The organism is Pseudoalteromonas piscicida (assembly GCF_002208135.1).
Lineage (GTDB): Bacteria > Pseudomonadota > Gammaproteobacteria > Enterobacterales > Alteromonadaceae > Pseudoalteromonas > Pseudoalteromonas piscicida_A.
Genome location: NZ_CP021646.1, coordinates 2,312,375 through 2,334,377, shown reverse-complemented (window position 1 = coordinate 2,334,377; position 22,003 = coordinate 2,312,375). Strand labels below are relative to the sequence as shown.

The following is a 22,003-nucleotide window of genomic DNA, read 5'->3' as shown; positions in this document are numbered from 1 at the left end:
AATGAATAACCTAAGCAGGCGAAGTAAACTACTTCACCTGCTGCCATGTACCACTTTCAGCGGAGCGCTTTGCGGCTTCAAATAACGCCAGGCCTTGCTTGGCTTGCTCAAATCCAAAAACGTACTCTGAACGGCTCGATTGCTTGCTCAAGTGTAATTGGAGTGCTCCCGCAATATCGCTATATAAATTGGCAAAGGCCTCGACAAAACCGGTGGGGTGACCAGGTTTCATCCGATTATATCGAAATTGATTCGCATACTGGCATTGGCCAGCTCTATCTAACACTTCTCGACGTCCATCATTATAGTTGAGTTCTAATTCATCAGGATTTAACTGAAACCAGCGAGCACTTCCTTTGGTGCCATACACGCGTACGGAAAGCCCATTTCTATGACCAATTGCTGTTTTAGACATCCACATTGAGCCAACGATACCATTTGGGTATTTCAAGAGCATATTAACGTCATCAACTAATCCTTTGAACTCTGAGTGATTAGCAAATTGCGCGCAGGTGGCTTCAGGCTCAACTTCTAATAGATAGCTAGATAAATGGTGAAGGTGCACACCTAAATCGAGACAGATTGTTGGGACGTCGTAATCTTTTAAACGCCATGGTTGAGGTTGGCTAGGTTTACCTGCGATATCTGGTGGGCGTTTAAAGCCTTCTTGGGGCATTTCAAGATGAATTTTTTGTATTTCTCCAAGCGTACCATTAGAAATGATATGCTTGAGCTCCCTCACCATAGCGTAACCACTATAGTTGAACGTTACTGCAAGAAAGTGTTTGTTGGGATCGTAACAAGCTTCAATTTCCTTCGCCTCAGCCAATCCGCAAGTCAGTGACTTTTCACTAATAACGGCTAAATCCTTTTCCAATAATGCCGTTAACACCTCTGTGTGATGAGGGGTTGGTGTTAAAACAACAAAAGCGTCTACCGTGCTTTGCTCGGCTAAAATTAACTCCTTCCAGCAGTTATAGGTGCGCTCTGTACTTACATTCCATTGTTCAGCCGTGTGCTGATTGACCTTGGCGTCTCGACTAAATGCACCCGCGACGACCTGAAACTTATTATCTAAATGTGCTGCTGAAAAGTGTACATAGCCGACTGCAGAGTTATTACCTCCGCCAATAAAAGCCAGTTGCAATGGTCTATTATTCATAATCTTTCCTTTAGCTTTCATCACTGCTGGTACACTCAAGATAAAGCGCTTCAGTCGTGCTAACGATGTACTCTTGTTGGGTTAAAGTGAGGGTTGGATACAAAGGTAAAGTGATTGCACTGTAGTAGTAGGATTCAGCTTCAGCGCAATAGCCTGCCCTAAAGCCTAAATTCTGATAATAGGGCTGCAGGTATATGGGAATATAATGAACATGCGCAAAAACGCCTTTCTCCCGAAGCGCGTTGACCATAAAGTTATGCTGATCGGGCGTACAACTTTCGAGTCGAATAACATATAAGTGATAGGCAGAAATTGAGCTTTCAGAGCGCGCGAGAGGTGTGATCCCAATACTATCTGCAAATAGCGTATCATACGTGTTAGCAAGATTATTTCGCTGCTTAACAAATGTATCGACCTTAGTAAGCTGTGCTATCCCTAAACTCGCGTGTAAATCCGTCATACGGTAGTTAAAGCCTAAATCTTGCTGTTGGTAGTACCAGACCCCATGGCTGGGTTCATTAAATTCGTCTGGATTTCCAGTAATACCATGACTGCGAAGCCTCGCCATCGTATTTGCCAGCGTTGGGTCATTTGTCAACGCAGCACCACCCTCAGCTGAGGTAATTATTTTTACCGGATGAAAGCTAAAAACGCAGATATCAGAGTATTCACAACAACCCACCTTTTTATCATGATAGGAACCCCCAATAGCATGTGATGCGTCTTCAATTACTTTAAAACCATACTGCACAGCTAATTGATGGATAGCCTTCATATCACATGATTGCCCTGCAAAATGTACCGGTATAACTACTTTGGGGAGTTGGTTTTGTTGCTTTGCTAGTGCTAGCTTATCACTGAGTGCCTGAATGCTCATATTACCGGTACTGACTTCAATATCGATAAAATCGACACTCGCACCGCAATAAAGCGCACAATTAGATGAAGCAACAAATGAGTTTGGTGAGGTCCAGACAATATCACCTTTACCAACTTCAAGGGCGAGGCAGGCAATATGTAGTGCAGACGTCGCACTGTTTACCGCAACGGCACGATTTGCGCCAGTATACTGACAAAGTTTTTGCTCAAACTCTGGCACTTTAGGGCCTTGTGTCAACCAGTCCGATTGCAGTACTTCGATAACGGCGTCAATATCCGCTTGGTCTATTGATTGCTTTCCGTATGGGATCATAATAGTGCTTGCAGGTTAAACGCTTTTATCTCTTCAACACTCATATAAACTGGGTTAGTCAGAGAGTTGTATTCAAACCCAGGTTGCACCGCTTTTCCTTGCTCACCAAGCGCATTAAGGTCAAAAGAGTTACTTCTGCTACTAAACTTGATCCCCGGAGCAATAACAAAATGATCAGAAAATTCAAAGGTATCAAAACTTAAATCCTGAGGACACATTACTTCGTGAAGCTTTTCGCCAGGGCGTATCCCGATAATTTTTTGAGGTAAATTGGGCGCCATTGCAGTTGCTAGGTCAACAATGCGAATCGATGGAATTTTTGGCACAAAGATTTCGCCGCCAAGCATACGCTCAAAATTCTTAAGTACGAAGTCAACGCCTTGCTGAAGACTAATCCAAAAGCGAGTCATATCTGCATGAGTAATAGGAATATGACCTTTCCCTTCATCAATAAACTTTTGGAATACCGGGACCACCGAACCTCTTGAGCAAACCACATTGCCATACCTAACAACAGAGAATCGAGTTTTATGTCCGCCAGCCATATTATTTGCGGCGACAAAAAGTTTATCTGACGCTAATTTTGTAGCGCCGTATAAGTTGATTGGATTAGCTGCTTTATCGGTAGAAAGTGCGATTACCTTTTCGACGTTATTATCTAAAGCGGCTTCAATCACATTTTCGGCACCATTGATATTGGTTTTGATACACTCCATTGGGTTGTATTCGGCAGCAGGCACTTGTTTTAACGCCGCTGCATGAATCACATAATCAACCCCTTGCATTGCTCGGCGCAACCTGTCTTTGTCTCGTACATCGCCGATGAAGTAGCGCATACAACGTTGATTAAACTCTTGTTGCATTTCGAACTGTTTTAGCTCGTCGCGCGAAAATATGATGATTTTCTTTGGCTTATAACGATCTAACAATGTTTTGACATATTTCTTGCCAAAAGAGCCTGTGCCGCCGGTTATTAATATGGTTTTATTATCAAACATAGGGTGTCCACCTACAGGTGCAATCAAAACTTTACAGTATCGGGTATCGAAACTGCTTTAGATATCTTATCGATACAATAAATTAGCTACTACTCAATACTTTATATCACTTCTATGTGTTTTGCAGTATTTATGCCAGCCATTGCGGGAAATTTAACGACTATGATGACTTTTTGCTCACAATAACGTAGATTTAAACTAATGATAGTGAATGGGGGTAAATATGAAAATCCAATCACAAAGTACTGCTTTTTTTAATCGTACAGAGCAGACAGCAAATAAGTTAAACGAGCAGTTGTCTTCGGGGAAGCGTGTAAATTCAGCTGCTGATGACGCTGCGGCTTTGCAGATCATTAATCGTTTGACGTCTCAACAGGACGGCTACAGTCAATCTATTCGTAACGCATATGATGGTATCTCGTATTCGCAAACTGCTGACTCGGCATTATCTGGTGTGAATGATGCGGTTTCCCGGATTAGAGAATTATCGATTCAAGCCGGTAATGGGGCGTTGACAGATAGTGACCGTCAAGCATTGCAAGAGGAAGTATCGCAGCTGCAAACGCAAATAAGCGAAACGTTTGAGAATACTACATTTGGTGGCGCACAAATTTTTGACGGTGAGTCTCGTAGTTTTCAGGTAGGTCCCGACGCTAATACAACCCAGTCGCTACAGCAGACTGATGGTGGTTTTGCCAGTGCAATATTGAGTGTGGACATCTCGACGCAGGTGGGCGCACAAGCTGCCATTGATGCGGCAGATACGGTCTCTGAAGATTTAAACAGCCAACGTGCTGAGCTCGGTGCATTTGAAAATGCGGTATCTAGTACGATTCGCTCTGCGAGTAACCAACGTGAAAACATTGCGGCGAGCCAAAGTCGAATTCAAGACACCGATTACGCGCAAGCGGTGAGCGATCAAGTTGCCAACGATATTTTGTCGCAAGCTTCGATTGCTTTGCGTGGTCAAGCTAATCAGTCTGCATCATCGGTACTAGGTTTATTATAAATTAATACCAAAGTATTGATATAGAACAGCTGTAGTGGCGATTTTTTGGCGTTAATGTCAAAAAGTTGCCACTTAGGTATTGCATCCCCCTTAATCTCTCTTACAATCTAACTATTGAAAAAATTTTAAGTAGATTGGTTCTCAAGCAATGGTCTTGATCTTAGATAACAACAACAAAAGAGCGATCGGATTAGGTGCGGCACTTAGTTTTGTCGGTCAAGCAAATGAAGTGCTGGCCGAAGAGCGTTATGAGCCCAAGATCCTTGATAACAAACAAGAACCAATTTTTGTGTTAGGCGCTTTGCAAAGCTTAACACACGAAGCGTTAATAAAATCTCATCCCGCCGTCCCGTTTTTATTAATAGGTGAAACGCTCAGGCCGCTACTTGCATTACCGAATGTGATAGGGCTCATCACAGAACCCTTTGGGCAAGAAGTCACGATGCAATTGCTACATGACTGTCAGCAATACTTACGTATGCTTCCAAACAAAGAGAACAAGCTACAAAATAAGAGCTTTGATGGTTTAGTTGGGGAAACCGAAGCGGTTAAAAACGTTCGTTTCTTGATTTCTCAAGTGGCCAAAACCGACGCCAATGTCCTTATTTTGGGTGAGTCGGGAACAGGCAAGGAAGTGGTTGCGCGTAACGTACACTTATTGTCTAAACGTGCGCAGGGACCATTTGTGCCAGTTAACTGCGGTGCTATCCCTGGTGAGCTGTTAGAAAGCGAGCTTTTTGGTCATGAAAAAGGCGCATTTACTGGCGCGATTTCAGCCAGGAAAGGGCGCTTCGAACTTGCGCAAGGCGGTACGCTTTTTCTCGATGAAATCGGTGATATGCCACTGCAAATGCAGGTGAAATTGTTACGAGTTTTGCAAGAACGCACCTATGAACGAGTTGGGGGCACAAAGCCTATTCAGGCGGATGTTCGTGTGATTGCTGCGACACACCGTAATCTTGAAACCATGATTGAAGACGGCAAGTTTCGCGAAGACTTATTTTATAGACTCAATGTATTCCCCATTGAAAACCCCTCTCTAAACGAGCGTGCGGAAGATATTGCGCTACTGCTAAAGGAACTAACACGTAGAGTAAATGAACAAACGGGCAATTCGGTTAAGTTTACCGATAGAGCCGTAGACAGCTTAAAGTCGCACGCTTGGCCTGGGAATATTCGAGAGCTTGCAAACCTTGTGGAACGAATGGTGATTATGTTCCCAGACAAGGTTGTCGATGTGACGGATTTACCACAAAAGTACCGCTATATAGAAGTCGAAGCGTTTGAGCCAGAATATCCAGAAGAGCTACTAGAAAAAGATGCGTTCAATGAATTGTTTAGCGATGGTTTTAGTGACGATGAAGAGGACATGGTCGCGGAAGATTTTGCGCCTCAAGTATCGAATGTTGGCTTACTGCCGGACGAGGGAATAGAGTTAAAAGAATATTTAGCAGAGCTTGAAATTGATTTGATCACTCAAGCTTTAGAGCGCTACGACTATGTGGTTGCTCGAGCTGCAGAAATATTGGGCGTTCGCCGTACCACATTAGTTGAGAAGATGAAAAAGTATAATCTCAATCGTGATTGATAGTTCATCACTACTATCTATTTAATCAATTCTACTCATTAAGGCCGCTTAATGCGCGGCCTTATGTTTTGGGGCTCAAAGTTGAGTAAAATCCAAGTCTTGATAACTGGCAACAATGGTTTGTTTGCAAAAACAGTTATCGGCATGGTCGTTAACCATGCCGCAAGCTTGCATATGCGCATACACGGTGGTTGAACCTAAAAACTTAAATCCACGTTTTTTTAAGTCCTTGGCAAATTTGTCGCTGAGTTCACTGGTGGCAACGGCATCGTGTTTGTCACGCATGGGGTTGATAACAGGCTTGTTATTAACAAATTGCCACTGGTATTTTGCAAAGCTGCCAAACTCTTGCTGAATTTCAATAAATCGTTTTGCGTTATTTATCGTTGCTACGATTTTTGCGCGGTTTCTGATAATTCCGTCAAATGCTAATAGCCGCTCGACATCTTGCTCTGTCATCTGGCTCACTTTATGTACATCAAAATTATGGAATGCTTTTCTATAGCCTTCACGTTTTTTCAAAATGGTATACCAGCTTAAGCCTGCTTGTGCAGATTCCAATGTGATAAATTCAAATAAGCTTTGGTCATCCAGTACAGGCCTTCCCCATTCCTTATCATGGTATTCAACATAATCGGGTTTACTCTCGTCTACCCAGCTGCATCGTATTGTCATTGTTAGCTCTCTTCTATCTAATTGTGAATGTGAATAAGCTAAATGATTTACTACGCCAACTACTCATTGCAGCATCACATTTGGCTTTCAAAAACTGTAGCATAGTGCTGTATATAAAAACAGCGTCAATAAATTGGAATTGTTAAACATTGTGTAACTCTATGTTTTAAATGAAATATAAAGTTGGATCGTTTCTTGCTTTTATCCATTGAGTTTATTTTTAAGAGAGCGGAAAAATGGCATTAGCACATGTTATTAATCCACAATTTGTACCAACGACGAATCGCTACAACCCTTGTTTGCTGCAAGAAGCCTACGTCGGTGAGCTAAGCGATCTTAGGCAGCAGGCGAGTTGGTTAAGTCATCTTGTTGATACTATGCCTGCAGGTGTCGTGGTACTTGATGGTCAAGGTATGATTGCCAAGGCAAATCAAATTGCGATGGATATGTTGGGTGAACCACTAGAAGGTGAAAAGTGGTTTAGCGTTATTCAGCGTTCATTTCGGCCACAGCAGGACGATGGTCATGAAGTCTCTCTTAAAGATGGCAGAAGAATTAAGTTAGATATCACCGCACTGACACCAGAACCTGGACAACTCATTTTGATGACAGATCTTACCGAGACGCGTAGGTTGCAAAGTCGTGTCGCGCATATGCAAAGATTAAGTGCATTAGGAAAGATGGTCGCGTCACTGGCGCATCAAGTGCGTACGCCGTTATCGGCTGCGATGTTATATGGTGCAAATCTAGGCGCAGCTAACCTTCCTTCGGCTTCTCGAGAAAAGTTTCACGATAAATTGATGTCTCGACTAAAAGACTTAGAAAGCCAAGTCAACGATATGCTGCTGTTCGCTAAAAGCGGTGAACAACAAGTGGTTGAGCGAGTGTCAATGCAACAGTTATTGAGTGAAGTCAAAGCGGGTGCTGACGCTATGGTTGAGCTTAACCAAGCAAAGTTAGAAGCATTTTTACCTGAGCCAGATATCGAAATATTAGGTAATCGCACTGCGCTTGCAAGTGCGATCCAAAACCTGATCCATAACAGTATTCAAATAATTGGCAGTGCGGCACACATTGAGCTTAAAGCAGAGCGCGAGTCGTGTGGAGAATATGTACGTATTTCAGTTATTGATAATGGGCCTGGCATTGATGAAACCTTAGTAGACAAGTTGTTCGAACCATTTTTTACAACCAAGTCACAGGGGACTGGGCTAGGACTTGCGGTGGTTAATTCGGTCGCTAACGCACATAAAGGGTTTGCGCAGGCAGACAACGTTGAAGGTAAGGGCGCGCGTTTTAGCTTGGTACTACCACTAATTGAGGCGGAGGAACTATGAGTAACAGAGTTTTAGTTGTTGAAGATGACGCAGGCTTAAGAGAAGCGCTCATCGATACATTGCAGCTTTCAAATATCGAGTGCGTAGAAGCAAGTTGTGCGGAGCAAGCCGTTTTATTGCTAAAGCAAGAAACCTTTTCTTTGGTGGTGAGTGATGTGCAAATGGGTGCCATGAGTGGGCTTGATTTGTTAAAGACCATTAAACTCAATTATCCCGAATTGCCGGTATTGATGATGACAGCATACGCGACCATTGATGATGCGGTTGAGGCGATGAGATTGGGTGCTATCGACTATATGGCCAAGCCATTTGCGCCCGAAGTATTGCTCAATATGGTTGGCCGTTATTTACCTGAGAAGGAAAAAGAGACAGACGGACCCATTGTTGCCGATCCCAAGAGTACTAAACTACTTGAACTGGCTGCAAAAGTAGCTAAGTCGGATGCCAGCGTCATGGTACTTGGACCAAGCGGTTCAGGTAAAGAGGTGTTGGCTCGCTATATTCACGATAAATCAGACAGAGCAGACGAGCCTTTTATTGCAATTAACTGCGCTGCAATCCCAGAAAATATGCTTGAAGCAACCTTATTTGGCTACGAGAAGGGGGCGTTTACAGGTGCCATTCAGGCGTGTCCTGGAAAATTTGAGCAAGCACAAAAGGGAACGATTTTGCTTGATGAGATCACAGAGATGGATTTGGGATTACAAGCAAAATTACTTCGCGTGTTACAAGAGCGCGAGGTAGAGCGTTTAGGTAGCAGAAAAACTATCTCACTGGATGTCAGAGTGTTAGCAACCAGTAACCGCGATTTAAAAGAAGCAGTGGATGATGGGGTATTTAGAGAAGATTTATATTATCGCCTCAATGTTTTCCCGCTAGAGTGGTTGCCACTGAAAGACAGAGCGGGTGATATTGCTGTGTTAGCTGAACATTTGTTGCTAAGGCATACGCAAAAAGCAGGCAAGCCAACGCCTATATTAAGCAGTGATGCAAAGCGTAAGCTCAGTTCGCACAGTTGGCCTGGAAACGTAAGGGAGCTGGACAACGTTATTCAACGTGCATTGATTTTGTTTCAAGGTAATGAAATTCAAGAAGATGATATTTTTATCGAAAACTTCTCGCCGATGGCTTTGATTGAGTCAGCAGCACTTGCAAACCGTGAAGCACCAGCTTTATTGGAGCGCTCGCAAGGTGATGATGAGATCATTAGCTATAAAGATGAGTTACAGGATAAAGAACACCAAATTATTTTAGATACGCTGGCAAAGTTTAACGGTAAACGTAAAGAAGTGGCGGAGGTATTGGGGATGAGTCCTCGCACGCTTCGCTATAAGCTGGCGAAAATGCGAGACTTAGGGATTGCGCTACCCGCTTAACCTAAGTAACCTGAGCTTAAATACAATGAGTTAGCTCATTCCTTATCCAAACCTCAGGTTAAGTTTTATATGTCAATTCAAATTTAATTAGGTGCCTATAAGGGTCACAGACTCGGGCACCTAGTTTTCATTTCTATACACTGCCAATTTTTCGACATACTCAATTTTATATAAGTCATTGAAAATAAATAACTTTAAGTTGGCACGTTTTCTGCTTTATTAAGGGTAACTAAGAGTTATTTTGAGTAAAGCATCATGAAAGTACAATCTTCAGCGCTATTTCAAGAAATGCAGGCAATGGCTGCAGAAGCGACGAGAAATACACAGCCATCAGTGCAGCCAGTTAAGACGGCAGCATCTTCGTCGGCTCAGTTTGGCGATTTACTCTCAGACGCAATTAATACAGTTCACGGCTTACAACAAGAAGCGAAACAAAAAGTCACCGCAGTTGAAATGGGTGACAGAAGTGTTTCTCTTGCAGAAGCCATGATAGCGAAACAAAAATCATCGGTCGCTTTTGAGGCAACGGTACAAGTTCGTAATAAACTTGTTGAGGCCTATAAAGAAATCATGAGCATGCCAGTTTAATTGAGTGACTGTGGAGAGTAATCGTGGCTACTAATCAATCAACAGATCTTACGCTTTCCGACGCAGCGCTGAATAATGACAGCGGTTCGGATGAGCAACAAGAGCAAAAATCAGGCTACTTCAGTGCGCTAAGCGGTGTTGATATGTTGCGCCAGGTTACTCTGGTGATTGCCCTCGCTATTTGTTTAGCAATCGCAATCTTTATTATCATTTGGGCGCGCCAACCAGATATGCGTCCACTTGGTAAATACCCAACAGAAGAGCTTGTTGAAACGTTAGACTTTCTAGATCAACAGAAAATTGAATACCAACTAGATGGTAATACCATTTTAGTTGCTGAGTCGGACTATCAAGACATAAAACTGCGTATGGCGCGTGACGGCTTTACCCAGTCTCCGAGTTCTGGCACTGATATTCTGATGCAGGATATGGGTTTTGGTGTTAGCCAACGTCTTGAAAGAGAGCGCTTAAAACATAGCCGTGAGCAACAACTTGCGAGAACAATCGAAGAGTTACAAGATGTAAACCGCGCAAAAGTGTTACTTGCAATACCAAAAGAAAACGTCTTTGCACGTCGCGAGAAAAAGCCCTCAGCAACCGTAGTTATAACCCTTAAACGTGGCAAAACGCTTGGTGGCGAAGAGGTTGACTCAATCGTAGACATCGTGGCATCAGCAGTGCAAGGCCTAGAGCCTTCACGCGTGACCGTAACCGATCAAAACGGCCGTCTACTCAACTCTGGTTCTCAAGACTCTTTGGCTGCACGTTCGAGAAAAGAGTATGAAATTGAACGTAAACGTGAACAAGAATACCTAGAAAAAATTGATAGCATCCTGATCCCAACTGTAGGTCTTGGTAACTTTACGGCGCAGGTCGACTTAACAATGGACTTCAGTGCAGTTGAAGAAACGCAAAAACGTTATAACCCGGATTTACCTGCGGTTCGTAGTGAAACGACCTATGAAGAAAATAATATTGGTGGTTTAGCTGTGGGTATTCCAGGAGCACTCACCAATCAACCGCCAACAAACTCGAATATCCCAGAGATTGCAGGGCAAGGCAGCAATGGCCAAAGTGCAACACCAAGCAGTAATCAAAAAGAAGCAACACGCAACTATGAGTTGGATACCACTATCAGTCATAAGCGTCAACAAACAGGTGTTATTCGCCGGATCAGTGTAAGTGTCGCTGTTGACTACCTCGCAAAGCCTGATGCGGAAGGCAACATGGCGATGGTGCCGCGTACGCAAGAAGAGTTAAATAATATCCGTCGTTTGCTACAAGGTGGTGTGGGTTTTGATATGCAGCGAGGCGATGCACTAGAAGTGGTAACGGTACCATTTGTGCGTGAAGACCTCACCGAAATACAAGAGATACCACTTTGGGAGCAGGATTGGTTCCAAAAGACAATCCGTCTTGCAGCAGGTACCTTAGTGATCATTGTGCTAATCTTAGCGGTAGTAAGACCTATGCTTAAACGTCTAATTTACCCAGATGACACGCTTGAAGATTTCGATGAAGATGCGTTGACCAGTGGTGTTGATTTAGGTGACAGTACACTCGATATGCTAAATAACGATTTTGATGAGTCTGCGGTTGGCTTCTCTTCTGACGGTAGATTACAATTGCCAGACTTACATGGCGACGAGGACTTACTCAAAGCAGTACGTGCTCTCGTTGCTAACGAACCAGAACTCTCATCACAAGTTGTGAAAGCGTGGTTGACCGAAGATGACTGATCAAGAACAAAAACAATTGCCCGCAGCCTTTGACGTTGACAAGCTAGATGGCGTCGACAAGGCTGCCATCTTACTGCTTAGTTTGACTGAAGAAGATGCAGCTCAGATTTTGAAACACTTAGAGCCAAAGCAAGTGCAAAAGGTCGGTATGGCAATGGCCTCCATGGATGACCTATCTCAGGCTAAAATAGCAGCTGTGCACAATTTGTTTATCGAACAAATTCAAAGTTTTAGTACGATAGGTTTCCAATCGGAAGATTTCATTAAGAAGGCGCTAACCGCAGCACTTGGTGAAGACAAAGCGGCAAGTCTCATTGACCAAATCGTCATGGGCTCTGGTGCAAAAGGGTTGGATTCGTTGAAGTGGATGGACTCGAAGCAAGTTGCCAATATTATCCGCAACGAGCACCCGCAGATCCAAACGATTGTATTGTCTTATTTAGAGCCAGAGCAATCCGCTGAAATCTTGTCTCAGTTTCCTGAGAAAGTACGCTTAGATTTGACAATGCGTATTGCAAACTTAGAAGAAGTACAACCAGCGGCACTACAAGAACTCAACGAGATCATGGAGAAGCAGTTCGCTGGTCAAGCTGGTGCACAAGCAGCGAAAATGGGTGGCTTAAAAGCCGCTGCAGATATCATGAACTACTTAGATACCAACATTGAAGGTCAGTTGATGGATTCAATCCGAGAACACGACGAAGAAATGTCGCAACAAATTCAAGACCTTATGTTCGTGTTTGAAAACTTAATGGATGTAGAAGACCGTGGTATCCAGGCAATCCTTCGTGAAGTTCAGCAAGATGTACTAATGAAAGCAATTAAAGGCGCGGACGAATCCTTAAAAGAAAAGATCATGAAGAATATGTCTAAGCGTGCTGCTGAGATGATGCAAGATGACCTTGAGGCTATGCCTCCAGTGCGGATCAGTGAAGTGGAAGCAGCACAAAAAGAAATTTTGGCAACGGCTAGACGTTTGGCTGACTCAGGTGAAATTATGCTTGGTGGTGGTGGTGGTGAGGAGTTCCTATAAACCATGGTCGATAAAAAGTTGTATAAAGGCCGCCCAGTCAGCACCGAAGCGGTGGATGAGTTACTAGAAAACTGGCCCATTCCGGATGTTACCGATAAACCCGAGAAATACCGTGGTCGCTCTACGGCCTTTGGTACGCCGTTGGAAGAGTTATATACTAAGAGAGAGGTGAGCGCAGAACCTGAGCCGCAAGAGCCTGAGTTTCCAACGCTTACGCTTGAAGAGTTAGAGCAGATCCGTCAGGATGCCTACGAAGAAGGAATAAAGCAAGGCCATGAACAAGGCTATATCGAAGGCTTTGACAAAGGCGTATCAGAAGGCAAAGAGGCCGGTTATAAAGAAGGTGTAGAAATAGGTAAAGAAAAGGGGCTAGAGGAAGCACAACCTCTCATTGAAGAGAGGTTGAAAGCGCTATCCACTATTCTAGATGGCATGCAAACGCCACTGAAAAAGGTTGATGATGAGTGTGAAAAGCAGCTGGTTGTACTCGTCAATTTATTGGCAGAGCAGGTTATTTTTAAAGAGCTCAAGACCACGCCTGAACTTATTTTAAACGCGTTGAAAAAAGCGATGGACGCGCTGCCTGTCAAAGATCAAACAGTACGCATCCATCTGCACCCAGAAGATTTAGCCTTAGTGCAAGCCATGTATGGCGAAGAACATATACAATCGCAGCATTGGCAGTTACTTCCAGAGCCGACGTTAGACAGGGGTGGTTGCGAGGTGAAAACGCCTCAGTCATCCATTGATATGACGCTTAAAAACCGTATTAGTGAAGTATTGGAATCATTTTTGCAGGATAGTGGTATAAACCAATAATACTGCACTGTTATCCAGATAAGCGAAGCAATTAAATTCAGGATAACGATGCCTTCTTAAGGTAATTGCGAAAATGTCGACATCTGCTGCTATGAGCGAGCGCATCAGTAAGTATCAGAAATTTATCAAACCATACGGGGTTGCGGTTGCAGGTAGCCTCACCCGTGTGGTTGGTCTCACCCTTGAAGCTAGGGGACTAAGTGCTCCCGTCGGCAGTCAATGTAAAATCGAGACGCTTGGCGGTTTTATTGACGCAGAAGTCATCGGTTTCAATCAAGAAACGCTTTACCTCATGCCAAACGACCATATTACAGGCGTTCTTCCTGGAGCTCGAGTGATCCCAAAAGTCAAGGATGCTGGATTACCTGTCGGAATGGGTTTACTTGGTCGTGTGGTTGATGGACTTGGTAGGCCACTAGATGGCCTTGGTGCCATTGACGCTGAGAAGCATCTTAAATTTGCCGCAGCGCCCATTAACCCACTTGCAAGGCGTCCAATCGACTCACCAATGGATGTAGGTGTACGCGCGATAAATTCGATCGTAACAGTGGGTCAAGGCCAACGTATGGGTCTGTTTGCAGGGAGTGGTGTGGGTAAATCGGTATTGCTTGGCATGATGACACGAGGCAGTGAAGCGGATGTTATTGTCGTTGGCTTGGTCGGTGAACGTGGTCGTGAGGTGAAAGAGTTTATCGATGAGATTTTGGGAGTCGAGGGCAGACGCCGCTCTGTTGTGGTTGCCGCTCCCGCCGATGCTTCACCGCTGATGCGCTTAAAAGGCTGTGAGAGTGCTGTGACTATTGCGGAGTATTTCCGTGATCAAGGATTAAACGTACTGTTGTTACTGGATTCAGTGACGCGTTATGCCATGGCGCAGCGTGAGATAGCGCTTGCGGTTGGCGAGCCGCCAGCCACAAAAGGGTATCCGCCTTCCGTGTTTGCAAAGCTTCCAGCACTGGTTGAGCGCGCAGGTAACGGAGGTGAAGGACAAGGTTCAATTACTGCATTCTTTACCGTATTGAGTGAAGGTGATGATATGCAAGACCCTATTGCCGATGCTGCCCGAGCTATTTTGGATGGTCATATCGTGTTATCACGAGAGCTTGCCGATAGTGGTCATTACCCAGCGATAGATATTGAAAAGTCAATCAGCCGAGTGATGCCTCAAGTGGTATCAGAGGCACACATGCAGCAAGCAAGAGTACTCAAACAAGTTTATTCAATGTACCAGCAGAACAAAGACATGATCACCTTAGGTGCCTATCAACGTGGGAGTGACCAGATGCTAGATCAGGCGATAAATATGATGCCAGCGGTGAATAACTTCCTTCAGCAAGGCATGAAAGACGTGATCAATTATGACGAGTGTTTGCAAGGCCTCGCTAAGCTACTAGGACAAGCATAATGGCAAATAACAAACTGACTTTATTGCTCAAGCTAGAAAAAGACAAAGAAGATAATCTTCGAGCTAACTTTGTTCAAGCTCAGCAGCACCTAGCGACAAACCAACAACGTTTATCGGGACTAAACGATTTTCGTTTGGAATACAGCATGCAGCTACATAGTAGAGCACAAGTTGGCCTGTCTAGCGGTGGTTTTAATCAATATCATAACTTTATTAATAAGATTGAGCAGGCTATTGATCAGCAAGCAAAAACGGTCAACACAGCTAAGCAGGTGGTTGAACAACGTCGTAAGCTATGGTTAGCGCAGCAGGCTAAAACAAAAGCAATTGAAAAACTCATCGAGAAGCAAGCCCTTGCTAGGCAAACTCGTCTTGCCAAAGCAGAGCAAAAAATGCTTGATGAGTTCGCGACTAATCAGTTTGTACGAAAAGAGCGAGCTTGGTAACTTGGCTCGGAATATGCTTGGTATTAATTAGCGTTTTATTATTTGAGTAGTTCACTCGTAAAAGTCACTAATATTCATAGTATTAGTTTTTATTGGTGTATTGCAAACGGCAGGACATTGCCACTTTATGAGGTCGTTTTAAGATGAATCTAATGCTTGCATCCATGCTGCAACGAGGCAGTAACGAGGTTGATATTAAAGAAAAATCCCAAGAAACGGACACTGAGGGTAAAGAAGGCGGTTCTGGATTTAGCGCTTTAATGGCTGAGTTAGCGGAGCAAGAAAGTGTAAGCAATCAGGTAAAGGAGTCAGCAGATTCAGTAGCCTCAGATTCCGTAACCTCAGATCCGGATGCACGAATAGATAGCGAAGTACCATCAAGTGATGAACCGCAATCAGGCGATAAGGCGCAAAGCGCTTCTTCTGTGCAGCATGGGGAAGTACCAGTTTCTACGGTTAGCTACACCGACAAAGGTCAGGTAGTTGTGGACAAGCCACTTCCTGATTCCCCTGACAATGACTTGTATGCTCAGATCAGCGCTGCAAAACAGCAGAACACTTCATTGAGCCAAAACCCAACAGCAATTTCGCAATTAGTCAAAGAGGCATTGGGTAAGGTCTCGGCGGCTGATGAAAACGTTGCGACTAGCGATGGTGCATCCTCTGAGGAGCAGCTGCAAGACGAAGCGAGTCCGTTAATTCGAGGGTTGAAAGGTCAAACTGAAAATACAGGTACAAAGACAGCCCCTTTGTCATCAGCATTGGCTTCTTTGGATAGCCAAGACTCAGAAGTTGAGGCCGCTAAACCTGCGTTAATGAACGACAGTGCAGAAGCTGAAGAGCAAACAGTACAGCCTAAGCTGCAAAAGGATGCTAACACTCAAGCCGTGGTTACCAATACAAACGTAGAAAAACGGGATCCAGATGCTAATAAGTTAGCTGGGACTCAAGTTGAAGATGAGTCTGAAACCGCGCAACTTAAAGAATCCTTAGTCGGTAATAAATCAGAGCTTGTTCAATCTGTTTCTTCACCTGAAGCTAAGCAATCAGAAACAAAGCAAATCGTTTCTGAGACGAGTACACAAACAGTGAAAGAGAAAAACTCAGTAGCTACAAAAAGCACGACTGATGTGCAAACCATTGTAGAAAAGTTGACTGTTCAGCAACAGCACGAATTAAAAGCGGTGATGGCCGGTAAGCTTGATATTTATGATGCGTCACCCAATGTACAAAAAGCCGTAGCCCAGTTAATTGGTAAAGGTGTTGATATTGCAAATGTGCAGCAATTTAAAGCGGTTGTGCCATCCTCTGTCGTAACCCAAACTTCAATAGACGCTCCGACAGAAGCAACGACGGACGTAAAAAGTGCTATCCAAGAGTCTTTTAATGTAAATAGCACGCAAGAAAAGTCTAACAATAGTGGGCAGCAGGCCGTGGTAGTTAAAGAGGGTGAACGTGCTGAAAAAAATATAGCTGTGAATAAATTGGCTAGTGATGAAAAGTTGGCAGCGGAGAAGCAAAGTTCAGAAAAACAGAGCTCAGAAAAACAAATAAGCGAAAAGCTAGTTGATAAAGAGAATAGTAAGGTGATTCAAGCGGAAGCAAGCATTGTGAAAGATGCAGTTAAAAATGAGCGTCAATCGGCTAATGCCGCTACAGCGACACCAACTTCAGCTAAGTCTGAAGCAAGCCCTGTAAGTGCAGCGCAAGATACTAGCTCACTAAACCAAACGCTGAAAGAAGTTCAGCAAATTCAACAGTCTCAGCCAGCAAACCAAAGTACAGCGCAGACAAAACAGGCAACAGATGCTAATCTTCAACAGGCGATTAATATAGCGCGTCAAGATGCCGCAAAAGAGTTGCATCAACGGGTAGGACTGATGCTTAATCTTAACAATAAAGAAGCTGAAATTCGCTTGGACCCGCCTGAGCTTGGGGCAATGCAAATTCGGATTAAAAGCGATGCGGAGCAGGCTCAAGTAAATATTGTGGTGCAAAATCAGCAAGCTAAAGAATTGTTAGAACAATCACTGCCAAGACTGAGAGAAATGTTAGCTGAACAAGGGATTGAACTAGGCGATAGTCAAATATCGCATCAGCAAGGTGGAGATACCGAGGCAGAATCACAAACGGCTGGTGGAAATGCAAATGGAACGCAAACTGTAGGTGATGAGCAGGGGCATTCTGACAACCCACAACCATCGCAAAAGAGAAATACTGATTCTGCAATAGATTACTATGCCTAACACCTGCTATTATTGTAGTTAATAAAGATCATAAGGGCTTGCTATGGCTGAAGAAACCGACTTAGAAATAGAAGAAACGGGTGGTTCTAAGAAAAAGCTGATTATCATTATTGCCGCTGCGGTATTGGTACTTGGCGGTGTCGCAGGGTTTTTCTTATTTTCAGGCTCAGACGCACCAGAAGAATCTTTAGCAGAAGAAACGACAGCAAGTGAAGTTAAAGCGGAGCAAGGTAGCGCTGCGCAAATGGGGAGCGCATTGTACGTTGCTATGCCTCGCCCTTTTGTTTTCAATGTACCTGGTGCAAGTCGCGACAGAATCGTGCAAATTAAAGTTCAGCTGCTGGTTCGCGGTGATGTCAATGAAGAAGTAGCAAAGAAGCATATTCCCTTGATTGAAGGTACTTTACTGAGCGTGTTTTCCACTACCACAGCAGACGAGCTAAGCACGAGTGCTGGTAAAGAAACGTTACGGCTAACGGCGCTAGATAAAGTTCAAGCCGCGATGGAAGGGGTTGAAGGTAGTAAAGTAATCGAGCGTGTGCTGTTTACTGGCTTTGTAATGCAATAAGGTAGTATTTGTGAGCGATTTATTATCCCAAGACGAAATTGATGCGCTACTCCATGGTGTAGATGAAGTCGAAGAAGACGAAGTCGGCGATGGTGGTGACGGTGAAGGCGCTGGTGCCTTACAGTATGACTTTTCGTCTCAAGATAGAATTGTGCGTGGGCGGATGCCAACGCTTGAAATCGTTAATGAACGATTTGCCCGCCATATGCGCATTAGCCTTTTCAACATGATGCGCCGCACCGCGGAGGTGTCTATCAATGGCGTACAAATGCTTAAATTCGGCGAATATATTCATACTTTATTCGTTCCTACCAGCTTGAATATGGTGCGTTTTAGACCACTAAAAGGGACTGGTCTTATTACAATGGAAGCACGGTTGGTCTTTATTCTCGTAGACAACTTTTTTGGTGGCGATGGTCGTTATCATGCCAAGATTGAGGGACGGGAATTTACACCAACAGAACGTCGTATCGTGCAGATGCTACTAAAAATCATCTTTGAAGATTATAAAGAAGCATGGGCGCCGGTGATGGATGTGTCGTTTGAATATCTCGACTCGGAAGTGAACCCCGCGATGGCTAATATTGTGTCACCAACAGAAGTGGTGGTTATTAGCTCCTTCCACATTGAATTAGATGGTGGAGGGGGCGATTTCCATATTTCACTGCCTTACTCTATGTTGGAACCGATTCGAGAGTTACTTGATGCCGGTGTTCAATCAGATACTGAAGATACCGATCTCCGTTGGAGTAAGGCGCTTCGTGACGAGATTATGGACGTGGAAGTTGAGATTTCTTCCCAGTTACTGGAAGTTGACTTATCGCTTGAGCAAGTAATGAAGCTTCAAGCTGGTGATGTTATTCCTGTGGAAATGCCAGAGCATGTAACGGTTTTTGTTGAGGAACTGCCAACGTTTAGAGCAAAAATGGGCCGTTCTCGTGACAACGTCGCGTTGCAGATCAGTGAAAAAATTAAACGTCCAGAATCAGTTAAGTCAGAGCTTCATGTATTCACCAAAGGTGGTAAAAAGCTCGATTCTGATGCTGAACTGGCAGAATTAGAAGAAGATCTACATCTTTCCGAAGGTGTGGATTTAGATTGGTAGTCGCGAGCTTGTATAAGCAGAATCGTGAGACTAATTATGGACAACAAATTAACTTAATCAGGTAGTAATCCAATGAGCGATGATCAAGATACTATGGACGAATGGGCAGCAGCACTAGCTGAAGCCGAAGGTGCCGAAAGTGGCAGTGAGCCAGAAGTTGCAGAGTTAGATGAACTCAAAGATTCAGCGCCTGCATTATCGTCAGATGAAAAACGTAAACTAGATACCATTTTAGATATTCCGGTGACCATTTCTATGGAAGTTGGCCGCTCTAAAATTAATATTCGTAACTTATTACAGCTAAATCAGGGCTCTGTTGTTGAGCTTGATCGCGTAGCTGGTGAACCGTTAGATGTGCTTGTTAACGGCACATTGATCGCGCACGGTGAAGTGGTTGTAGTAAACGACAAGTTTGGTATTCGCTTAACGGACGTCATTAGTCAGGTTGAGCGTATTAAAAAGCTACGTTAATGCGTTGGGGGTGGTCTTTAGCAGTGTTTGGTATCGTTTTTTACACGACGGCTGCCACTGCAACAACCTCAGAGGGAGTACCTAAATCTTCTGTGGGGGCTGGTACCGCGGGATTAAGTTCAGAGCTACTTTCCATGGGGTTGTCTCTGATGTTGGTAGTGCTACTTATTTTGGGACTAGCGTTCGTATTAAAGCGTTTGAATCCCAACATCGTAAACCAGAAAGACTTTAAGGTGATCCGCAGTATATCGCTCGGTACGAAAGAACGTTTGCTGGTTATTGAGTTGGATGATAAACAGCATTTGCTTGGGGTAACACCTAATAATATCAATTACTTGTATCAGCTAGAAACACCGCTAGATGATGCTAGCCGAACGCCATTTGCAAACGAACTACAAAAGTTTTTAGCGGGTAAAGGGCAAGTAACCAACAACCATAATAAGAAAAGTCATGATTAGATTGCTGATACTCTGTTTATTACTGTTTTCTGGGGTAGCTTCTGCAGAAGGGATAGAAGCAATAAGCGTTACAACAAACCCTGACGGCTCTCAAGAGTACTCGGTGACACTTCAAGTGCTCGCCATTATGACAGCGCTGAGTTTTATTCCAGCAGCTGTGATTATGATGACTTCGTTTACTCGAATAATTGTTGTGCTTGCGATTTTGAGACAAGCGATTGGTCTACAGCAATCGCCGTCGAATCAAATTTTACTCGGTTTATCGCTGTTTTTGACGCTATTTATAATGGCACCCATATTTTCGCAGATAAATGATGAAGCGGTGCAGCCATACATAAAAGAAGAAATCACATCAATCCAAGCACTTGAACGTGCCAAAGAACCCATGAAAGCCTTCATGCTGTCACAAACCCGAATTAAAGACCTTGAAACCTTTGCCAAGATAGCAGGATATGACAAGCTTGATAGTCCTGAAGACACGCCGTTTATCGTTATTATTCCGGCATTCGTTACATCAGAGCTGCAAACGGCTTTTATAATTGGTTTTATGTTCTTTATCCCCTTTTTGATAGTCGACTTAGTCGTAGCCAGTGTCTTGATGGCCATGGGTATGATGATGTTATCTCCAATGATAGTTTCCTTACCATTTAAGATTATGCTTTTTGTGCTTGTCGATGGTTGGAGTTTGGTCATGGGTACACTGGCCAGAAGCTTCGGATTGGGGGTGTAATGTGGAACCAGAAGTCTTTGTTGATATCTTAAGTGATGCATTGTTTCTGGTCATCAAACTGGTGGCAGCAATTGTGGTACCGGGGCTTCTAGTTGGCTTAGTTGTTGCCGTTTTTCAAGCCGCAACATCGATTAACGAACAAACATTAAGCTTTTTACCGCGTCTAATTATCACGATTCTGGCCCTTATTTTTGGTGGCCATTGGTTAACTCAAGAACTGATGGACTATTTTAACCTCGTGGTTATGCGAATTCCTGAAATTGCAGGCTAACCATGGAGTTCACCTTTGCGGTAATCATGCAGTGGTTGAGTGATTTTTTACTTCCACTAGTACGTATAAGCTCAATGATAATGGTAATGGCAGGGCTTGGGGCACAAAGTGTGCCGGCCCGAATTAAGTTTGCTCTCGCTGTGGTTGTTACCTTTGCCGTGGTGCCCGTTTTGCCCAAGTCAGAATTTACCGATTTGTTCTCGTTTTCGATGATTTTAGTTGTTCTTCAAGAAATGATGACGGGAGTTGCAATTGGTTTTGGCTCTCTATTACTTTTAAATACTTTTATCATTGCGGGTCAAATTCTTGCTATGCAAACAGGTCTTGGTTTCGCATCTGTCGTAGATCCTGCTAATGGGTTAAGTGTACCTGCCGTCGGTCAGTTCTATTTAATATTAGCGACATTACTGTTTTTTGTTTATAACGGCCATCTGATGATGATTCAAATGGTTGTGTATAGCTTTGAAAGCTTTCCGATTGCAGGAAACTGGTGGGCGGTAGATAATTTTTGGCGAATCGTTAATTGGGGGGGCTGGATGTTCTCTACGGCCCTTGCCCTTGCGTTAGCTCCGTTAACGGCAATGTTGATTATCAATATTTCATTTGGGATTATGACCAGAGCTGCACCTCAGATGAATATTTTCTCCGTAGGGTTTGCATTTACGCTCGTTGCGGGTCTTACCATTATTTGGGCGACACTGGGTAACTTCTTAGCACAATTTGAGTTTCAATGGCTCAAAATGACGGAGCTGATGTGCGACTTAATTGGTTGCACGGTATAGGAGGT

The 22,003-nt window shown here is 43.8% G+C and carries 22 protein-coding genes; 18 read left to right on the top strand and 4 right to left on the bottom strand.

Annotated features, from left to right (window positions below; translation table 11 throughout):
- Nucleotides 1-28: 28 nt before the first annotated feature.
- The 3 genes from B1L02_RS10915 to pseB are packed head-to-tail and all read right to left on the bottom strand — an operon-like array spanning nt 29 to nt 3,352.
- A complete protein-coding gene (locus B1L02_RS10915; protein WP_088531030.1) occupies nt 29-1,162 on the bottom strand; it encodes a Gfo/Idh/MocA family protein in 1,134 nt (377 codons plus the stop codon).
- Between the two features lie 10 nt (nt 1,163-1,172).
- The gene (gene pseC / locus B1L02_RS10910; protein ID WP_088531029.1) at nt 1,173-2,354 is read right to left on the bottom strand and encodes a UDP-4-amino-4,6-dideoxy-N-acetyl-beta-L-altrosamine transaminase; all 1,182 of its coding nucleotides are present in this window, start codon (nt 2,352-2,354) and stop codon (nt 1,173-1,175) included.
- Nucleotides 2,351-3,352 (bottom strand): UDP-N-acetylglucosamine 4,6-dehydratase (inverting), encoded by a 1,002-nt coding sequence (gene pseB, locus B1L02_RS10905; RefSeq protein ID WP_088531028.1) that lies wholly within the window; start codon nt 3,350-3,352, stop codon nt 2,351-2,353. The genes pseC and pseB overlap by 4 nt, the downstream gene beginning before the upstream one ends.
- 223 nt (nt 3,353-3,575) lie before the next feature.
- Between pseB and B1L02_RS10900 the strand changes: the two genes are divergently transcribed.
- Nucleotides 3,576-4,361 carry a flagellin gene (locus B1L02_RS10900; RefSeq protein WP_088531027.1) on the top strand — a complete coding sequence of 262 codons (786 nt, stop codon included), beginning with the start codon at nt 3,576-3,578 and terminating at the stop codon, nt 4,359-4,361.
- Between the two features lie 148 nt (nt 4,362-4,509).
- On the top strand, nt 4,510-5,949 hold the full coding sequence (locus B1L02_RS10895; RefSeq protein WP_088531026.1) for a sigma-54 dependent transcriptional regulator: 1,440 nt from the start codon (nt 4,510-4,512) through the stop codon (nt 5,947-5,949).
- Nucleotides 5,950-6,024: 75 nt separating this feature from the next.
- On the opposite strand, the gene B1L02_RS10890 is transcribed toward B1L02_RS10895, so the two are convergent.
- Nucleotides 6,025-6,624, bottom strand: coding sequence for a DNA-3-methyladenine glycosylase I (locus tag B1L02_RS10890; protein ID WP_088531025.1), 600 nt, complete (start codon nt 6,622-6,624; stop codon nt 6,025-6,027).
- Between the two features lie 236 nt (nt 6,625-6,860).
- On the opposite strand from B1L02_RS10890, the gene B1L02_RS10885 reads away from it, so the two are divergent.
- The 16 genes from B1L02_RS10885 (at nt 6,861) to fliR (ending at nt 21,998) form a co-directional block, all read left to right on the top strand.
- A complete protein-coding gene (locus tag B1L02_RS10885; RefSeq protein ID WP_088531024.1) occupies nt 6,861-7,961 on the top strand; it encodes a sensor histidine kinase in 1,101 nt (366 codons plus the stop codon).
- Nucleotides 7,958-9,337 (top strand): sigma-54-dependent transcriptional regulator, encoded by a 1,380-nt coding sequence (locus tag B1L02_RS10880; protein WP_088531023.1) that lies wholly within the window; start codon nt 7,958-7,960, stop codon nt 9,335-9,337. The genes B1L02_RS10885 and B1L02_RS10880 overlap by 4 nt, the downstream gene beginning before the upstream one ends.
- Nucleotides 9,338-9,592: 255 nt before the next feature.
- Nucleotides 9,593-9,925, top strand: coding sequence for a flagellar hook-basal body complex protein FliE (gene fliE / locus B1L02_RS10875; protein WP_088531022.1), 333 nt, complete (start codon nt 9,593-9,595; stop codon nt 9,923-9,925).
- 20 nt (nt 9,926-9,945) lie between these two features.
- Nucleotides 9,946-11,664: a flagellar basal-body MS-ring/collar protein FliF gene (fliF, locus tag B1L02_RS10870; RefSeq protein WP_088531021.1), complete on the top strand. Its 1,719-nt coding sequence runs from the start codon at nt 9,946-9,948 to the stop codon at nt 11,662-11,664.
- Nucleotides 11,657-12,697, top strand: coding sequence for a flagellar motor switch protein FliG (gene fliG, locus B1L02_RS10865; RefSeq protein ID WP_010369151.1), 1,041 nt, complete (start codon nt 11,657-11,659; stop codon nt 12,695-12,697). The genes fliF and fliG overlap by 8 nt, the downstream gene beginning before the upstream one ends.
- A gap of 3 nt (nt 12,698-12,700) precedes the next feature.
- Complete coding sequence (fliH, locus tag B1L02_RS10860) at nt 12,701-13,516, top strand: flagellar assembly protein FliH (RefSeq protein WP_088531020.1); 816 nt, start codon at nt 12,701-12,703, stop codon at nt 13,514-13,516.
- Between the two features lie 73 nt (nt 13,517-13,589).
- The gene (fliI, locus tag B1L02_RS10855; RefSeq protein ID WP_017218040.1) at nt 13,590-14,921 is read left to right on the top strand and encodes a flagellar protein export ATPase FliI; all 1,332 of its coding nucleotides are present in this window, start codon (nt 13,590-13,592) and stop codon (nt 14,919-14,921) included.
- On the top strand, nt 14,921-15,367 hold the full coding sequence (fliJ, locus tag B1L02_RS10850; protein WP_088531019.1) for a flagellar export protein FliJ: 447 nt from the start codon (nt 14,921-14,923) through the stop codon (nt 15,365-15,367). The genes fliI and fliJ overlap by 1 nt, the downstream gene beginning before the upstream one ends.
- Before the next feature lie 143 nt (nt 15,368-15,510).
- Nucleotides 15,511-17,613 carry a flagellar hook-length control protein FliK gene (locus B1L02_RS10845; RefSeq protein WP_088531018.1) on the top strand — a complete coding sequence of 701 codons (2,103 nt, stop codon included), beginning with the start codon at nt 15,511-15,513 and terminating at the stop codon, nt 17,611-17,613.
- Nucleotides 17,614-17,656: 43 nt separating this feature from the next.
- A complete protein-coding gene (fliL, locus tag B1L02_RS10840; protein ID WP_039492515.1) occupies nt 17,657-18,181 on the top strand; it encodes a flagellar basal body-associated protein FliL in 525 nt (174 codons plus the stop codon).
- A 10-nt stretch (nt 18,182-18,191) separates the two neighbouring features.
- The gene (fliM, locus tag B1L02_RS10835) at nt 18,192-19,286 is read left to right on the top strand and encodes a flagellar motor switch protein FliM (RefSeq protein WP_088531017.1); all 1,095 of its coding nucleotides are present in this window, start codon (nt 18,192-18,194) and stop codon (nt 19,284-19,286) included.
- Nucleotides 19,287-19,358: 72 nt separating this feature from the next.
- Nucleotides 19,359-19,757, top strand: a complete 399-nt coding sequence (gene fliN, locus B1L02_RS10830) for a flagellar motor switch protein FliN (protein ID WP_069018761.1) — start codon at nt 19,359-19,361, stop codon at nt 19,755-19,757.
- Nucleotides 19,757-20,215, top strand: coding sequence for a flagellar biosynthetic protein FliO (fliO, locus tag B1L02_RS10825; RefSeq protein WP_088531016.1), 459 nt, complete (start codon nt 19,757-19,759; stop codon nt 20,213-20,215). Before fliN ends, fliO begins: the two co-directional genes overlap by 1 nt.
- Nucleotides 20,208-20,945, top strand: coding sequence for a flagellar type III secretion system pore protein FliP (gene fliP / locus B1L02_RS10820; RefSeq protein ID WP_088531015.1), 738 nt, complete (start codon nt 20,208-20,210; stop codon nt 20,943-20,945). The genes fliO and fliP overlap by 8 nt, the downstream gene beginning before the upstream one ends.
- Before the next feature lies 1 nt (nt 20,946).
- Nucleotides 20,947-21,216 carry a flagellar biosynthesis protein FliQ gene (gene fliQ / locus B1L02_RS10815; protein WP_010369116.1) on the top strand — a complete coding sequence of 90 codons (270 nt, stop codon included), beginning with the start codon at nt 20,947-20,949 and terminating at the stop codon, nt 21,214-21,216.
- A gap of 2 nt (nt 21,217-21,218) precedes the next feature.
- Complete coding sequence (gene fliR, locus B1L02_RS10810; RefSeq protein ID WP_088531014.1) at nt 21,219-21,998, top strand: flagellar biosynthetic protein FliR; 780 nt, start codon at nt 21,219-21,221, stop codon at nt 21,996-21,998.
- The last annotated feature ends 5 nt before the right edge of the window (nt 21,999-22,003 follow it).

Excerpts from the sequence above, each read along its gene's own strand:
- B1L02_RS10915 (WP_088531030.1), bottom strand. The coding sequence starts at position 1,162 with ATGAATAATAGACCATTGCAACTGGCTTTTATTGGCGGAGGTAATAAC.
- pseC (WP_088531029.1), bottom strand. The coding sequence starts at position 2,354 with ATGATCCCATACGGAAAGCAATCAATAGACCAAGCGGATATTGACGCC.
- pseB (WP_088531028.1), bottom strand. The coding sequence starts at position 3,352 with ATGTTTGATAATAAAACCATATTAATAACCGGCGGCACAGGCTCTTTT.
- B1L02_RS10900 (WP_088531027.1), top strand. The coding sequence starts at position 3,576 with ATGAAAATCCAATCACAAAGTACTGCTTTTTTTAATCGTACAGAGCAG.
- B1L02_RS10895 (WP_088531026.1), top strand. The coding sequence starts at position 4,510 with ATGGTCTTGATCTTAGATAACAACAACAAAAGAGCGATCGGATTAGGT.
- B1L02_RS10890 (WP_088531025.1), bottom strand. The coding sequence starts at position 6,624 with ATGACAATACGATGCAGCTGGGTAGACGAGAGTAAACCCGATTATGTT.
- B1L02_RS10885 (WP_088531024.1), top strand. The coding sequence starts at position 6,861 with ATGGCATTAGCACATGTTATTAATCCACAATTTGTACCAACGACGAAT.
- B1L02_RS10880 (WP_088531023.1), top strand. The coding sequence starts at position 7,958 with ATGAGTAACAGAGTTTTAGTTGTTGAAGATGACGCAGGCTTAAGAGAA.
- fliE (WP_088531022.1), top strand. The coding sequence starts at position 9,593 with ATGAAAGTACAATCTTCAGCGCTATTTCAAGAAATGCAGGCAATGGCT.
- fliG (WP_010369151.1), top strand. The coding sequence starts at position 11,657 with ATGACTGATCAAGAACAAAAACAATTGCCCGCAGCCTTTGACGTTGAC.
- fliH (WP_088531020.1), top strand. The coding sequence starts at position 12,701 with ATGGTCGATAAAAAGTTGTATAAAGGCCGCCCAGTCAGCACCGAAGCG.
- fliI (WP_017218040.1), top strand. The coding sequence starts at position 13,590 with ATGTCGACATCTGCTGCTATGAGCGAGCGCATCAGTAAGTATCAGAAA.
- fliJ (WP_088531019.1), top strand. The coding sequence starts at position 14,921 with ATGGCAAATAACAAACTGACTTTATTGCTCAAGCTAGAAAAAGACAAA.
- B1L02_RS10845 (WP_088531018.1), top strand. The coding sequence starts at position 15,511 with ATGAATCTAATGCTTGCATCCATGCTGCAACGAGGCAGTAACGAGGTT.
- fliL (WP_039492515.1), top strand. The coding sequence starts at position 17,657 with ATGGCTGAAGAAACCGACTTAGAAATAGAAGAAACGGGTGGTTCTAAG.
- fliN (WP_069018761.1), top strand. The coding sequence starts at position 19,359 with ATGAGCGATGATCAAGATACTATGGACGAATGGGCAGCAGCACTAGCT.
- fliO (WP_088531016.1), top strand. The coding sequence starts at position 19,757 with ATGCGTTGGGGGTGGTCTTTAGCAGTGTTTGGTATCGTTTTTTACACG.
- fliP (WP_088531015.1), top strand. The coding sequence starts at position 20,208 with ATGATTAGATTGCTGATACTCTGTTTATTACTGTTTTCTGGGGTAGCT.
- fliR (WP_088531014.1), top strand. The coding sequence starts at position 21,219 with ATGGAGTTCACCTTTGCGGTAATCATGCAGTGGTTGAGTGATTTTTTA.